This window comes from Paraburkholderia sp. RL17-380-BIE-A, assembly GCF_046028085.1.
GTDB lineage: Bacteria > Pseudomonadota > Gammaproteobacteria > Burkholderiales > Burkholderiaceae > Paraburkholderia.
This window is the reverse complement of sequence record NZ_JARESQ010000020.1, coordinates 107,480-120,648: the sequence shown is the minus strand read 5'-3', so window position 1 is coordinate 120,648 and position 13,169 is coordinate 107,480. Positions and strand designations below refer to the sequence as shown.

Sequence of the window (13,169 nt, the reverse complement as noted above, 5' to 3'; positions counted from 1 at the left end):
CGGTCGTCGCCGCGCGTTTTTTGCTTCGAACGAAACCTTCAAACCGCTTAGAACGCTTTCTTCCAGCCACCGCCGTAGGCAATTTCCGCCAGCGGCAAACGCTGACGCACTGACTTCTCGCGCTCGCGCAACACCGGATCCAGCTTGTCCACGTCGCCGTAATGACCGAGCGAGATGATGGCGATCACGTCGACGTCGGTCGGCAACTTGAATGCCGTGCGGAATGCGTTCGGGTCGAAGCCGCTCATCTGGTGCGCGGCGAGTCCGAGTGCATGGGCCTGCAAGACCAGCGCCATCGCCGCGGCGCCCGCATCGTACGGCGCGCAGCGATTCACTTCGCCCTTGTTGGTGAGCGTGTGCGTAGTCACCGCGATCAGCACCGGCGCCGGCGCATTCCAGCCCTGGTTGAACGGCACCAGCGTGGCAAAGGCCTGCTTGAACGAGACTTCATCGACGCTGCGGTCGAATACGAGGAAACGCCACGGCTGCCCGTTGTACGAAGATGGCGCCCAGCGTGCCGCTTCGAGCACGGATTGCAGATGCTCGCGGCTCACCGGCTCGCTCGAATAGGCGCGCGGGCTCCAGCGGCCTGCAATCAGCTCGTGAATGGCAACTGCGGTAGGGGCGGGTTTGTTGGTCATGCGCTTCTCTCGGTCGAAATTCATGATCGACGGGCAACTGCCCGGGGTCACATAGCATAACCGGGCTTCGGCGCGCGTGCTCCATCAGGCCAGCAGTTTGTTTACGCGCAGTGAAGCACTAGCAAAACGGCCCCGCGCGGGGCCGTCGTTCCAACAACTGTGCCGTGCTCCGTTCGGGGCGATCGGCTTCACGCCGCCTGCGGCTCCGGTACTTTGGCGGGCCGGTTGATTCGCAACACGATCACCGCCGCCACGAGACACAAACCGCCCGAAATCATCGACGCCACCGTGTAGGTGCCGAGGCTCGCGCGCAGCATGCCCGCGCCGAGCGCTGCGAACGCCGCACCGAGCTGGTGGCCGGCGACGACCCAGCCGAACACCACCGGCGCCGACTCCTTGCCGTAGACGTCGGTAGCCAGACGCACGGTCGGCGGCACGGTTGCAATCCAGTCGAGGCCGTAGAACACGGCGAACAGCGGCAAACCGAAGAAGTCGATGCCGAACGCGTGCGGCAGATACATCAGCGACAAACCCCGCAAACCGTAGTACCAGAACAGCAGCACGCGGCTATTGAAGCGGTCCGACAACCAGCCAGAGAGTGTCGTGCCGAACAGATCGAAAATGCCCATCGCGGCGAGCAGCGAGGCGCCCTGCACTTCCGTCATGCCGTAATCGCCGCACATCGCGATCAGATGGGTGCCGACGTAGCCATTGGTGCTTGCGCCGCAGATAAAGAAGCTGAAAAACAGCAGCCAGAAGTCGCGGGTTTTGCTCGCCATCGCGAGCGTGCCGAAGGCGATCGCCAGCGGATTCTGTTTCGTGACGGTGCTGTTGATCGGCGTATCGTGCGGCTCGCCGTACGGGCGCAACTTCATATCGGCCGGACGTTCGGGCAAGAGAAACGCCACCAGCGGAATCACGATCGCGGCAGCGATGGCGACGACCCACACCACTTGCCGCCAGCCTTGATGCTCCGCAATGGCCGCGAGCATCGGCAGGAACACCAGTTGTCCGGTCGCTGAACTGGCCGTGAGAATGCCCATGACGAGGCCACGCCGCGTCGTGAACCAGCGCGTCACTACCGTCGCCGACAACGACAGCGCCGCGACGCCCGTCGAGCCGCCGACCATCACGCCCCAGATCAGCACCATTTGCCATGGGTGCGTCATCAGCGACGAGAGCGCCACGCCCGCCGCCATCGTGCCGAGCGCGGCCAGCAGCGTGGGACGCACCCCGAAACGCTGCATCGCCGCGGCCGCGAATGGCCCCATGAGACCGTACAGCGCGATATTCACCGAAATTGCCAACGAGATCGTTGCGCGGCTCCAGCCAAATTGATGCTCGAGCGGCACCATCATCACGCTCGGCGTGGCACGCGTGCCCGCTGCCGCCAGCAGCACCAGAAACACCACTGCGACGGTCAACCAGCCGTAGTGGAAACGTCCGCCAATCAGTTTCGCTGCCCAATTCATCGGTTCTCCAATCGACGCCGACCTCGCAGGCCACGCCGCTCATATTCTTACGACTTCGGTAAAGGACTTGTGACAGATCAGTCACAATGAGTGTTGCGATATTAGTTACTGGTCGGTAACATGTCAAGGCGTCAAGTTCATTCAGGTGGCCATCCATGTCCGACAACGAAACTCACAAGCCTGCCGGTGCACGGCGTGCGCGCGGCGCACAGACGGCCGGGCCGCAGGCGCAGCAGCATCTGCTTCGTGCCGCGGACGAGTTGTTCTATCGCGAGGGCGTGCGAGCCGTCGGCGTCGACGCGGTTGTCGAACGCGCCGGCGTGAACAAGATGAGCTTGTACCGCCAGTTTTCGTCGAAGGACGAACTGATCATGGCTTATCTGGAGCGCAAGGACGAGCAGTTCTTCGGTTATGTGGAGAGGAGCTTCGCGAAGCATCCGGGCGAGCCGGCCAAACAGCTTCAGCAATATTTCGACGATCTCGCGGGGCGCGCGTCGATCGACGGCTATCGCGGCTGTCCCTTCGTGAACGTGTCGGTCGAGTTTCCGGACGCGGCACATCCGGCGCGACAGTTCGTGTTCCGCAACAAGGCGCGGTTGATGGCGCGCCTCACGGAACTAACCACGGCGGCGGGCGCCGACGATCCCGAAGCGCTGGCCAATGCGCTCGGTTTAATGATCGAAGGCGTGTACGCGGCGAGCCAGACCTACGGCCCGGGATGCGGGCCCATTCTGGCCGCGCCTAAAGTCGCTGCGCAGTTGATCGCCGCCGCATGCGGCACGACGGCGGTGCCCTCGGGCGCTTGAGATTCCTGCTTGGCGGTGCTGTTTGCGCGAGGGGGTTGCGTGAGCCTCGAATCGGTTTCGAGGCGCGCCGTTAGAATGGCGTTTATTTCCCCCGCCGCCACCTGCCATGTCTTTGTCCGCCGAATCCGATGATGCTGTCGTTGCCGCCACTCGTCACTGGCTGACCGAGGCGGTGATCGGCCTCAACCTGTGTCCGTTTGCCAAGGCCGTGCATGTGAAGGGCCAGATTCGCTACGTAGTCAGCCATGCCGCGGACATGGAAGGCGTGCTGACCGATCTCGAAACCGAGCTTCAGACGTTGATGGCGGCCGATGCGGACGCGGTGGATACGACACTGTTGATCGTGCCCCACGCACTCGGCGACTTTCTCGACTACAACGACTGCCTGTTTTTCGCCGACCGCATGCTCAAGCAGCTTCGGCTCGAAGGCATCGTTCAGATCGCCAGCTTTCATCCTCAATATCAGTTCGAAGACAGCCAGCCTGACGATATCGAAAACTACACGAACCGGGCGCCCTACCCGATTCTGCACTTGCTGCGCGAGGACAGCATCGAGCGCGCGGTTCAGGCGTTTCCCGATGCGGAAGAGATTTACGAGCGAAATCAGGAAACGCTTCGGCGAATCGGCCTTGCCGGCTGGAACGCGTTGATGAAGCCGTAATTCACCCAGCGCCTCGCTGCGAGGAAAGGCCGCCTCGTCAGGCCGATACAAAGAACCGCTCTTTCAGCTCCTCGATTCCGAGCGTCGCCATTACCTCATTGAGGCGCTCGGCCGGCCGCCGCCTCGGCAAGTCCTTGTACTGGGCGATGATGAGTTCGTTTTTCATCGAATGCTCCCATCCCACCAGCTCGGTCACGCTGACCTGATAGCCATGCGCTTCGAGCTGCAAACACCGCAGCACATTCGTAATCTGGCTTCCAAACTCCCGCGTATGCAATGGATGCCGCCAGATTTCCGTCAAGGCGTTCCCCAGCGATTTGCCCTTGTTCTGCCGCAGCACACCCGCCACCTCGGCCTGACAGCACGGCACGACCACGATGTATTTGGCTTTCTTCTCCAGAGCGAAGCGCAGCGCGTCGTCGGTCGCCGTATTGCAGGCGTGCAGCGCCGTCACGATGTCGATCTGGGCCGGCAAGCGATCCGACGTGATCGACTCCGCCACCGAAAGATTCAGGAACGACATGCCCGTAAAGCCCAGCCGGTTCGCCAGTTCCTCCGACTTCGCGACCAGCTCCTCGCGCGTTTCGATGCCGTATATGTGCGACGCCCCACCAGCCTGAGCCTGAAACTCCTTGAAGAAAAGGTCGTACAGGATAAAACCTAGGTAGGACTTGCCCGCGCCGTGATCGACGAGGGACACGGCGCCCTGTTTGTCCTTGAGGTCCTTGAGCAGCGGCTCGATGAACTGGAACAGGTGATAGACCTGTTTCAGCTTGCGACGGCTGTCCTGGTTCATCTTGCCGTCGCGCGTGAGGATATGGAGCTCCTTCAGCAATTCGACGGATTGGTTGGGACGGATTTCGTGAGTTTTGCTGGACATCGGGGGAAACCGTCATCAATTGCAGCGCGAACGTGCGACAGGCGACGGAAAAAGGGAAAAGTTGCTGCCAGTTTACCCAAAGTGCGGCCCGCTTACCGAAAGAGCCGCGCGGATCATGCAAGAAATGGTGTCAATCTGGAACACTTCCTGCTCTAAAAGCTCTACTCAGGGGGGCCAGATAGGCGCAAAAAGCAGCGTGCGTACCGGCTGAGCCCGTCGGCGTCGGCCGTCTCGCCTATAACAAGTGGCTGCGGCCGTGACTTTGATCACGCGAACCGAATGCATGTGGGGAGGACGGTCCCGGAACACGGGCCGAACGTTACGTAACCAGCAGCGCGCCGAGACTTCCACCGGACGCGCGCTCGGAAAATAGAAGAGGCAGCAATGGATACGGTACCCAACGGAAACGTCGAACAGAAGTTTCAGGAAATGCTGGCGAAGCTCATCGCCACCCCGGCCTGGTCGGAGAAGCAGCAACTCGAGCTGGAAATGGCCCGTGACATCTCCACGGAAATGCTCCGTCTCGCCGAAATCATGCGCGACGGCAGCGTTGACATGGAAACCTGCCTGACCATGCTCAAGTACGCCAAGGTCCTCGACTTTGTCATGACGACGCTCGCTTCGCGGCGCGATATCAAGCCGCAAACGCTGCGGGTCATCTTCAAGCTTGCGGGCTTGAAGGTAGACGAGGCTTACCCTGGCTAGGACAGTCCCAATACGTCGCTACCCGCACGGGCGGCCAGACGCCGCTCGTGCAGGTCGCACGGCCTATCTCATTCCCGAAAGACAGCAACTCACGCGCGCGGAGCTTCGACCGGTGGCGTGCCGTCGTGAAAGAGGGTCTTGAGTTGCGACCGCAACTCCGGCGAATCCGTGTGTTTGTGCACAGAGACCGCATGCTGGACTGCGGCGTCGAGCAATTCGCTCTCGGTGTCGGCAGATAGGGCAACCGTGCAGTTCATTTCGCTCGGGAATTCGCGACAATCAATGTATTTGCGGGACATGGCAGTCTCCTTGGTCAGACGTTCAGATATCCACGCAGGCAGCAGACGCGCGAAGCACAGAGCCTTCCGTGACGCGGCGTCACAGACAGCAGAGGCGCGTCGAATGGCAAGAAGACAGGAGCTGGGTTTGACGCGGGAAAGACGCGCACGGCGTCCGATGGAAGGTGTCTGAAAATTATAGGTCGCGCCAGCCGACAACGAAGCCGCAGACGCAATCCAGCCGAACGCGGGACCGCCTGAACCGAGCCTTTTTCAGCCCACGTGCCCGCCCTCGCGTTTGCCCTGCGCTGGCCGCGGTGTAAAAATAGCGCCCTTCGCACCGCCCGCTCATCTGGTCCGGCCGGCGCGCCGCCTCTTCCGCTCATCCGCAGGTCCGCATGTCATCCTCATTCGATTCCGCCCGCGTCGCCGTGATTGGCGGCGGCCCCGCCGGCTTGATGGCCGCCGAGGCGCTCGCCCGGCCAGGCGTGCGGGTCGACGTCTATGACGCCATGCCGTCAGTCGGCCGCAAATTCCTGATGGCGGGCAAAGGCGGCATGAATATCACCCATTCGGAACCGCTCGAGCCGTTCCTCGGGCGCTACGGGGCCCGCCGCGAGCAACTCGCATCGCTCGTGAACGCCTTCGATCCCGACGCTTTGCGTGTGTGGTTGCACGGGCTGGGCGTGGAAACCTTCGTAGGCAGTTCGGGCCGCGTTTTTCCGACCGACATGAAAGCCGCGCCCATGCTGCGTGCGTGGCTGCATCGAATGCGCGAAGCGGGCGTGGGCTTTCACATGCGCCACAAGTGGACTGGCTGGGACACCGAAGCGGGCGGGGACGCTGCCACGCATACACTTCGATTTGCCACGCCCAACGGTGAGCAAACTGTAACCGTCGACGCCGTAGTGTTCGCGCTTGGCGGCGCAAGCTGGCCGCGTCTGGGTTCGGACGCCGCCTGGGTGCCGTTGATGGCCTCGCGCGAGGTACCGGTGACGCCCTTGCTGCCGGCGAATTGCGGCTTCGACGCCGACTGGAGCCCCTACCTGCGCGAGCGTTTTGCAGGCCAACCGGTGAAGCCGGTAGCCATCGCACTGACGAGCGCAGACAATAAAGTCCACAATCGACAAGGTGAAATACTTCTGACCGAAACCGGCCTCGAAGGGAGTCTGATTTATGCCTTGTCGGCGGTGATCCGCGACCGAATTCTCGCCGACGGTTCCGCGACAATCGCGCTGGACCTGGCGCCGGGCCTGCCTTTGGAGCGAGTCGTCGCCGAAGTCACGCGGCCGCGCGGCTCACGCTCGATGTCGAGTCATCTGCATGGCCGGATCGGAATCGGCGGAGTCAAACTGGCTCTGTTGCATGAGATTTTGTCGAAAGAGGCCTTTGCCGACGCGAACGGCCTTGCGCACGCCATCAAGGCGCTGCCGGTGCGCCTCACCCGTGCAAGGCCGATCGCGGAGGCAATCAGCACCGCCGGCGGAATTCCCTTCGAGGCGCTCGACGAGCACCTGATGATCGAGCGACTGCCGGGCGCATTCTGCGCAGGCGAAATGCTCGACTGGGAAGCGCCCACGGGCGGCTATCTCCTCACTGCCTGCTTTGCCAGCGGCCTCGCGGCAGGGCGTGGCGCGGCGGCATACCTCGGCAAACTCAAGGCGAGCGGCGCATCGACGTGACGCGCCGCCTTGCTGCGTGGCAGCGCATTGCGCCGCTTATCGCGGCTTGAGACGCCACAGCGAAGTGACTTCAGCCATGCGCGCGGTGTGCAGCGCGTCGGTTTCATCGGTCGACTTGGGGTGCCGCGGACGAATGTCCTCGCGCCCGATCACCGTCAACCCCGCCTTGTCGATGGCGGCGAGCAGCCAGTCGCGCGTGCGCAAGCCGAGATGCTCCGCGAAGTCCGACATGATCAGCCAGCCTTCCCCGCCCGGCGACACATGCTCCGCGAGCCCATTCAGGAAACCGAGCAGCATACGGCTTTCCGGATCGTAGATCGCATATTCGATCGGAGAAGCGGGCCTTGCCGGCAGCCACGGCGGGTTGCACACCACGAGCGGAGCACGGCCTTCCGGAAACAGATCCGCTCGCACGACCTCGACCTGCTGGTCGTAGCCGAGACGCGTCAGGTTCTCATTCGCGCAAGCGAGCGCGCGGGGATCCTGATCGGTGGCGATGATTTTCTTCACGCCGCGTTTGGCGAGCAGCGCGGACAATACGCCCGTACCCGTGCCTATATCGAACGCCTTGTTCAGCGAAGGCAGCGGCGTGCGCGCGACGAGATCCACATACTCGCCGCGCACCGGTGAAAACACCCCGTAGTGCGGATGGATCCGCTCGCCCAGTGCGGCAATCTCGACGCCCTTCTTGCGCCATTCGTGCGCACCGATCATGCCGAGCAACTCGCGCAGCGATACGACGGACGCCTCGCCGGTGGCCGGTCCATACGTTTCGATGCAGGCCTGCTGGACATCGGGCGCGCGACGCAGCGGAATGCCGTATGCGGCGTCGAGCGGGATCAGGATCATGCCGAGCGTGCGCGCGCGTTGCGACTGCGCCTGTCGATGCAGGTTGAACGCGTCGAGCGGCGTTTCGCCCTGCTTGCGAGGCTTGCGCTCGAGCCGGCGCGTGACCGCTTGGAGCAGTTGGCGAGCGTTCTGGAAGTCGCCGTTCCACAGCAGCGCCGTTCCTTCGCAAGCGAGACGGTAAGCGGAATCGGCGGTGGTGCGGTCGTCCGCGACAATGACGCGCTTGGGCGGCGGCACGGCCGCTTCGGAGCGCCAACGCGCGGCGCGGGGGCCGTCGGCTTCGGGCCAGGTGATGGTTGCTGGGCTGGTCATGGTGAAGGTGGGATCGGTGTTGCGGGAGCGACGCGCTGAGAAACCACGTCATCGGGGGCGTTGCCCGCCGGAGTAACTTGATAGCGTGGCCGACTGACGCCCGAATAGTACCCCGGTGGTTCGGGTTCGCGGTGCGGTATTCGCCGGCAAACCCTCGGAGAAACGCGCCGACATGGACTAAAAAGTCCACCATCGACAAGGTGAAAGAGATATGGCATTTTTGGACCGATATCGAGCCTCACCGTTGCTTCACGGAACCGCCTCTCTCTGCGCACTTTATCAACGAGGAGCGGCTCAGTCCTGTGCGACTCCGCGATTTATTCAATTGAATAGGCAAAATCTTATACAAGTGGACAACTCGTCTATCCCGAGACGCAATTCTTTGTAGGGGTTTACAGCCGGTTAATGGACAGAAAGGAATGTGACCGGTATAGTTTTCCCAATTAGTGGAACGCAACTATTCCAAGAAGAACCTGAGAGACCCACGGCGGCGCCGGGCAAAACCCTCCACGTCGCCAGCTCATCAAAATAAACCTACGATTGCGGATGCTAATTCGCGTCCGCAACTCGTTTCTCATTAATCTGCTTATTCCAGACAACACGCATTTAAGCGCGGTGATTTTTTAATCACGCAGCGTGCGCGCGCATAAATGAAAAACGGGGTTTCTGAATGAACAGAAACCCCGTTTAGTACAACTGGTGCCGGCTGCAGGACTCGAACCCGCCACCTCATGATTACAAGTCAAGCGCTCTACCTGATGAGCTAAGCCGGCATGAGGCCGTGATTCTACTTCATTTTACGATCTTGAGGCGAGCCCTTCCGCCACCTTTCGATCCATCGTCGTCAGGCTGCGGGGCGTCCGTCGCGCTTTCCGCTTTGGCGTCGGCGGCATCCGCGGCCGGCGCCGTTTCGACCGCACGCGGCGCGGGCGCCTCGGTCTCGTCCGCCACTTCGGCGTCGGTGCCCGAATCCTGCGCTTCACCGCCTGTCGACTCGACCGGGAATGCCATGCCCTGCCCGTTTTCGCGCGCGTAGATCGCGAGAATATTGGCGATCGGCACTTCGATCTTGTGCGACTTGCCGGAGAAACGCGCGCTGAACTCGATCCACTCGTTGCCCATCTGCAGCTGGCTGGTCGCCTCGAAGCTGATGTTCAACACGATTTCGTTGTCGCGCACGAACTGACGCGGCACGCGCGTCTGGTTGTCGACCCGGACCGCAATGTGCGGGGTATAGCCGTTATCCGTGCACCACTCGTAGAGCGCGCGCAGCAGGTAAGGCTTGGTGGAAATCTCTTGCATCAACAGTCCTCTTACCGGGCGCGGGCCCGCGCTCACCCAGCCGCGCGGCGCCCTCACCCCAAAGCCAAACTCAACGACGCATCACCTTTTCCGAAGGCGTCAGCGCTTCGATGTAAGCCGGGCGGCTGAAAATGCGCTCGGCGTACTTCATCAGCGGGGCGGCGTTCTTCGACAGTTCGATGCCGTAGTGGTCCAGACGCCACAGCAGCGGAGCAATCGCGACGTCGAGCATCGAGAACTCTTCGCCAAGCATGTACTTGTTCTTCAGGAAGATCGGCGCGAGCTGCGTCAGACGATCGCGGATCGCGAGACGGGCCTTCTCGTGATTCTTCTCGGCGGCCTTGCCCTTTTCGTTTTCGAGCGTGCCGACGTGCACGAACAGCTCTTTTTCGAAGTTGAGCAGGAACAGGCGGGCGCGGGCACGCTGAACCGGATCGGCCGGCATCAGCTGCGGGTGCGGGAAGCGCTCGTCGATATACTCGTTGATGATGTTCGATTCGTACAGAATCAGGTCCCGTTCGACGAGAATCGGCACCTGACCGTACGGATTCATCACGGCGATGTCTTCCGGCTTGTTAAACAGGTCGACGTCGCGGATCTCGAAGTCCATGCCCTTTTCGAACAACACCAGCCGGCAGCGCTGGGAGAACGGGCAAGTTGTGCCGGAATACAGAACCATCATGTTTACGTTTCCTCAAAAAGCTGAAAGGCCAGCGCGCGGAAAAACCGTTCAGCAGGTTTTTCCTGGCGCCGGCCCCACGCCGGGTGACGGCGTGATTATTTGATATGTTTCCAGTACGCGGCGTTCAGTCGCCAGGCGAAAAAGCTCAGGATACCGAGGAACATCAGCACCCACACGCCAAGCTGTTTGCGGGTTTTCTGGGTCGGTTCGGACATCCATGACAGGTACGACACGAGGTCGGCCACAGCAGAATCATAATCTACCGGCGACATCGTCCCCGGAGTGACCTGCTGGAAGCCGACAAATTTGTGTACCGTCTCGCCAGTTTTTTCGTCGGTTTCGTCACCAAACTTCGCGGTACGTTGCCCCTGAAGCTGCCACAGCACGTGAGGCATGCTCACGTTTTCATACACCAGATTGTTCCAGCCCGTCGGCCGCGTATTGTCGCGGTAAAAGCTGCGCAAATACGTGTAGAGCCAGTCTTTGCCGCGCGCTCGCGCTTCCACCGACAAATCCGGCGGACTCGCGCCGAACCACGCTTTCGCGTCTTCGGGCCGCATCGCCACGGTCATGGTGTTACCGATTTTATCCGTGGTGAACAGCAGGTTCGCCTGAATTTCGTTCGGCATGATGCCGATGTCGGTCAGCCGGTTGTAGCGCATCAGATTCGCGCTGTGGCAATTCAGGCAGTAGTTTACAAACAATTGCGCGCCGTGCTGCAAAGAAGCGAAATTCTCCGCGTTATCGGGCGCGCGGTCGAGCGGGAAATTCTCGTCCGCGTGAGCCGGGGCGGCCAGCACCGCGAGCAGTGTCACGCCGATCAGCGCGCACTTCGTAAGCAGTTTTTTCATTTCGTGTTCTCCTGGCTCGCGATTAGTGAGGCTTGAACCGCACCCGCTCGGGCGGCTGCTTGAACGTGCCAAGCCGCGTCCAGAACGGCATACCGAGGAAAAACGCGAAGTAGATCAGCGCGCAGATCTGAGCGATCAACGTGGCGACCGGCGACGGCGGTTTCGTGCCGAGGAAGGCCAGGGTCAGGAACGCGAGCACGAAAATGCCGTAGAACACCTTATGAAAGAACGGCCGGTAACGGATCGACTTGACCGGCGAGCGGTCGAGCCAGGGCAGGAAGAACAGCGATACCACCGCGCTGCCCATCACCACCACGCCCCAGAACTTCGATTCGGTGAACGCCATGGCCAGAATCACCAGCACCGCGAGCACCGGCAGACCGAGCTTCCACTTGCCGCGCGCGCGCACCAGCGCGAGCAGGCCGAGCAGCGCGATCACGACCATCAACACAATCTTGAACGGATCGGTGGTGGCGCGCAGCATCGCGTAAAAGGCCGTGAAGTACCAGACCGGCGCGATTTCCGGCGGCGTCTGCAACGGGTTGGCCGGCACGAAGTTGTTCGCTTCGAGGAAGTAGCCGCCCATCTCCGGCGCGAAGAAAATGATCGCGGCGAAGATCAGCAGGAACACCGTCACGCCCATGAAATCGTGCACCGAGTAGTACGGGTGGAACGGGATGCCGTCGAGCGGAATGCCGTCCGGATCCTTCTTCGCCTTGATCTCGATGCCGTCCGGATTGTTCGAGCCGACTTCATGCAGCGCGACCAGGTGGGCGACCACCAGACCGATCAGCACGAGCGGAATCGCAATCACGTGAAACGCGAAGAAGCGGTTCAGCGTGACGTCCGAGACCACGTAGTCGCCGCGAATCCACAGCGACAGATCCGGCCCGATGAACGGAATCGCCGAGAACAGGTTCACGATCACCTGCGCGCCCCAGAACGACATCTGGCCCCACGGCAGCAGATAGCCGAAAAACGCCTCGGCCATCAGGCACAGGAAAATCGCGCAGCCGAAGATCCACACCAGCTCGCGCGGCTTGCGGTACGAGCCGTACATCAGCCCGCGGAACATATGCAGATACACGACGACGAAAAACATCGACGCGCCCGTGGAGTGCATATAGCGGATCAGCCAGCCCCACGGCACCTCGCGCATGATGTACTCGACCGACGAGAACGCGAGCGTCGCGTCGGGCTTGTAGTTCATGGTGAGGAAGATGCCGGTGACGACCTGATTGACCAGCACCAGGAGCGCGAGCGAACCGAAGAAATACCAGAAGTTGAAATTCTTCGGCGCGTAGTACTCGGAAACGTGCTTCTTCCAGGTGGAGGTCAGCGGAAAGCGCCGGTCGATCCAGCCGACCAGCCCGGTCGTCTCTACTTCGTGTTCGATCGCCATTACGCTTCTCCTTTCTCGTCCTTGCCGATCACGAGGCCGGTAGCCGACGTGAACATGTAAGGCGGGATGTCGAGGTTCTGCGGCGCAGGTTTGTTCTTGAAGACGCGGCCGGCCATGTCATAGGTCGAGCCGTGGCACGGGCACAGAAAGCCGCCTGGCCAGTCGTCCGGAAGATTCGGCTGCGCGCCCTCCTGGAAGCGCGGCGTCGGCGTACAACCCAAATGGGTGCACACGGCAACGGCGACGAAAAGGTTCTTGTGGTCGGCGCGTGAACGGAACTCGTTGTTGCAGTACTCCGGCAACGGCATCGAAAAAGGATTCTTGGTGTGGGGATCCGCTACTTCGTTATCGGCTTTCTGGACATCGGCGAGCATCCTGTCGGTGCGGTTGATGATCCACACCGGCTTACCGCGCCAGGCAACGGTCTTCATGTCGCCGGGCTTGAGATCGCTAATATCGACTTCGACCGGGGCACCTGCTGCCTTGGCCTTTTCAGATGGTGCAAACGAACTAACAAAGGGTACGACAGTGGCAACGCCTCCAATGCCACCTGCTACGGTCGTCGCTATCAGCCAGGTACGGCGGCTGCCGTCGACGCGTTCATCTTCCTTGTCTCGCATCACACGCCCCACTTCTGAGTTGGATT

The 13,169-nt window shown here is 61.5% G+C and carries 14 protein-coding genes and 1 tRNA gene; 4 read left to right on the top strand and 11 right to left on the bottom strand.

Going from position 1 to position 13,169, the window contains the following annotated elements; all coding sequences use genetic code 11:
• Positions 1-47: 47 nt before the first annotated feature.
• Both P0D68_RS28740 and P0D68_RS28735 read right to left on the bottom strand, forming a co-directional pair.
• A complete protein-coding gene (locus tag P0D68_RS28740) occupies positions 48-641 on the bottom strand; it encodes a nitroreductase family protein (protein ID WP_408185666.1) in 594 nt (197 codons plus the stop codon).
• Between the two features lie 188 nt (positions 642-829).
• Positions 830-2,113 (bottom strand): MFS transporter, encoded by a 1,284-nt coding sequence (locus tag P0D68_RS28735; RefSeq protein ID WP_408301928.1) that lies wholly within the window; start codon positions 2,111-2,113, stop codon positions 830-832.
• Between the two features lie 155 nt (positions 2,114-2,268).
• Between P0D68_RS28735 and P0D68_RS28730 the strand changes: the two genes are divergently transcribed.
• Positions 2,269-2,919, top strand: a complete 651-nt coding sequence (locus P0D68_RS28730; protein ID WP_408185664.1) for a TetR/AcrR family transcriptional regulator — start codon at positions 2,269-2,271, stop codon at positions 2,917-2,919.
• A 106-nt stretch (positions 2,920-3,025) separates the two neighbouring features.
• Entirely contained in the window at positions 3,026-3,580 is a 555-nt protein-coding gene (locus tag P0D68_RS28725) for a DUF1415 domain-containing protein (RefSeq protein WP_408301926.1), read from the top strand.
• Positions 3,581-3,617: 37 nt separating this feature from the next.
• Here P0D68_RS28725 and P0D68_RS28720 read toward each other — a convergent pair whose 3' ends face one another.
• A complete protein-coding gene (locus P0D68_RS28720) occupies positions 3,618-4,460 on the bottom strand; it encodes a class I SAM-dependent methyltransferase (protein WP_408185662.1) in 843 nt (280 codons plus the stop codon).
• 384 nt (positions 4,461-4,844) lie between these two features.
• On the opposite strand from P0D68_RS28720, the gene P0D68_RS28715 reads away from it, so the two are divergent.
• Positions 4,845-5,165, top strand: a complete 321-nt coding sequence (locus tag P0D68_RS28715; RefSeq protein WP_091798629.1) for a type II toxin-antitoxin system HicA family toxin — start codon at positions 4,845-4,847, stop codon at positions 5,163-5,165.
• 89 nt (positions 5,166-5,254) lie between these two features.
• Here the strand turns inward: P0D68_RS28715 and P0D68_RS28710 are convergent, their stop codons facing one another.
• Positions 5,255-5,464: a DUF1059 domain-containing protein gene (locus P0D68_RS28710; RefSeq protein WP_091798627.1), complete on the bottom strand. Its 210-nt coding sequence runs from the start codon at positions 5,462-5,464 to the stop codon at positions 5,255-5,257.
• A gap of 377 nt (positions 5,465-5,841) precedes the next feature.
• On the opposite strand from P0D68_RS28710, the gene P0D68_RS28705 reads away from it, so the two are divergent.
• Positions 5,842-7,125 (top strand): TIGR03862 family flavoprotein, encoded by a 1,284-nt coding sequence (locus P0D68_RS28705; protein ID WP_408301923.1) that lies wholly within the window; start codon positions 5,842-5,844, stop codon positions 7,123-7,125.
• 36 nt (positions 7,126-7,161) lie between these two features.
• Here the strand turns inward: P0D68_RS28705 and P0D68_RS28700 are convergent, their stop codons facing one another.
• The 7 genes from P0D68_RS28700 to petA form a co-directional block, all read right to left on the bottom strand.
• Positions 7,162-8,286, bottom strand: coding sequence for a methyltransferase (locus tag P0D68_RS28700; protein WP_408301921.1), 1,125 nt, complete (start codon positions 8,284-8,286; stop codon positions 7,162-7,164).
• 697 nt (positions 8,287-8,983) lie between these two features.
• Positions 8,984-9,059: transfer RNA gene (locus P0D68_RS28695), tRNA-Thr, on the bottom strand.
• Between the two features lie 19 nt (positions 9,060-9,078).
• A complete protein-coding gene (locus P0D68_RS28690) occupies positions 9,079-9,588 on the bottom strand; it encodes a ClpXP protease specificity-enhancing factor (protein WP_408301919.1) in 510 nt (169 codons plus the stop codon).
• Between the two features lie 70 nt (positions 9,589-9,658).
• On the bottom strand, positions 9,659-10,270 hold the full coding sequence (locus P0D68_RS28685; protein ID WP_006052302.1) for a glutathione S-transferase N-terminal domain-containing protein: 612 nt from the start codon (positions 10,268-10,270) through the stop codon (positions 9,659-9,661).
• A gap of 95 nt (positions 10,271-10,365) precedes the next feature.
• Positions 10,366-11,121 carry a cytochrome c1 gene (locus tag P0D68_RS28680; protein WP_408185658.1) on the bottom strand — a complete coding sequence of 252 codons (756 nt, stop codon included), beginning with the start codon at positions 11,119-11,121 and terminating at the stop codon, positions 10,366-10,368.
• Positions 11,122-11,143: 22 nt separating this feature from the next.
• Positions 11,144-12,523 (bottom strand): cytochrome b, encoded by a 1,380-nt coding sequence (locus P0D68_RS28675; RefSeq protein ID WP_091798540.1) that lies wholly within the window; start codon positions 12,521-12,523, stop codon positions 11,144-11,146.
• A complete protein-coding gene (petA, locus tag P0D68_RS28670) occupies positions 12,523-13,143 on the bottom strand; it encodes a ubiquinol-cytochrome c reductase iron-sulfur subunit (RefSeq protein ID WP_091798537.1) in 621 nt (206 codons plus the stop codon). The genes P0D68_RS28675 and petA overlap by 1 nt, the downstream gene beginning before the upstream one ends.
• Between the last annotated feature and the right edge of the window lie 26 nt (positions 13,144-13,169).

Bases quoted from the DNA above. Each gene is read 5' to 3' on its own strand.
- P0D68_RS28730 (WP_408185664.1), top strand. From the start codon at position 2,269: ATGTCCGACAACGAAACTCACAAGCCTGCCGGTGCACGGCGTGCGCGC.
- P0D68_RS28710 (WP_091798627.1), bottom strand. From the start codon at position 5,464: ATGTCCCGCAAATACATTGATTGTCGCGAATTCCCGAGCGAAATGAAC.
- P0D68_RS28675 (WP_091798540.1), bottom strand. From the start codon at position 12,523: ATGGCGATCGAACACGAAGTAGAGACGACCGGGCTGGTCGGCTGGATC.
- P0D68_RS28740 (WP_408185666.1), bottom strand. From the start codon at position 641: ATGACCAACAAACCCGCCCCTACCGCAGTTGCCATTCACGAGCTGATT.
- P0D68_RS28690 (WP_408301919.1), bottom strand. From the start codon at position 9,588: ATGCAAGAGATTTCCACCAAGCCTTACCTGCTGCGCGCGCTCTACGAG.
- P0D68_RS28680 (WP_408185658.1), bottom strand. From the start codon at position 11,121: ATGAAAAAACTGCTTACGAAGTGCGCGCTGATCGGCGTGACACTGCTC.
- P0D68_RS28685 (WP_006052302.1), bottom strand. From the start codon at position 10,270: ATGATGGTTCTGTATTCCGGCACAACTTGCCCGTTCTCCCAGCGCTGC.
- P0D68_RS28705 (WP_408301923.1), top strand. From the start codon at position 5,842: ATGTCATCCTCATTCGATTCCGCCCGCGTCGCCGTGATTGGCGGCGGC.
- P0D68_RS28715 (WP_091798629.1), top strand. From the start codon at position 4,845: ATGGATACGGTACCCAACGGAAACGTCGAACAGAAGTTTCAGGAAATG.
- P0D68_RS28735 (WP_408301928.1), bottom strand. From the start codon at position 2,113: ATGAATTGGGCAGCGAAACTGATTGGCGGACGTTTCCACTACGGCTGG.
- P0D68_RS28725 (WP_408301926.1), top strand. From the start codon at position 3,026: ATGTCTTTGTCCGCCGAATCCGATGATGCTGTCGTTGCCGCCACTCGT.
- P0D68_RS28720 (WP_408185662.1), bottom strand. From the start codon at position 4,460: ATGTCCAGCAAAACTCACGAAATCCGTCCCAACCAATCCGTCGAATTG.
- P0D68_RS28700 (WP_408301921.1), bottom strand. From the start codon at position 8,286: ATGACCAGCCCAGCAACCATCACCTGGCCCGAAGCCGACGGCCCCCGC.
- petA (WP_091798537.1), bottom strand. From the start codon at position 13,143: ATGCGAGACAAGGAAGATGAACGCGTCGACGGCAGCCGCCGTACCTGG.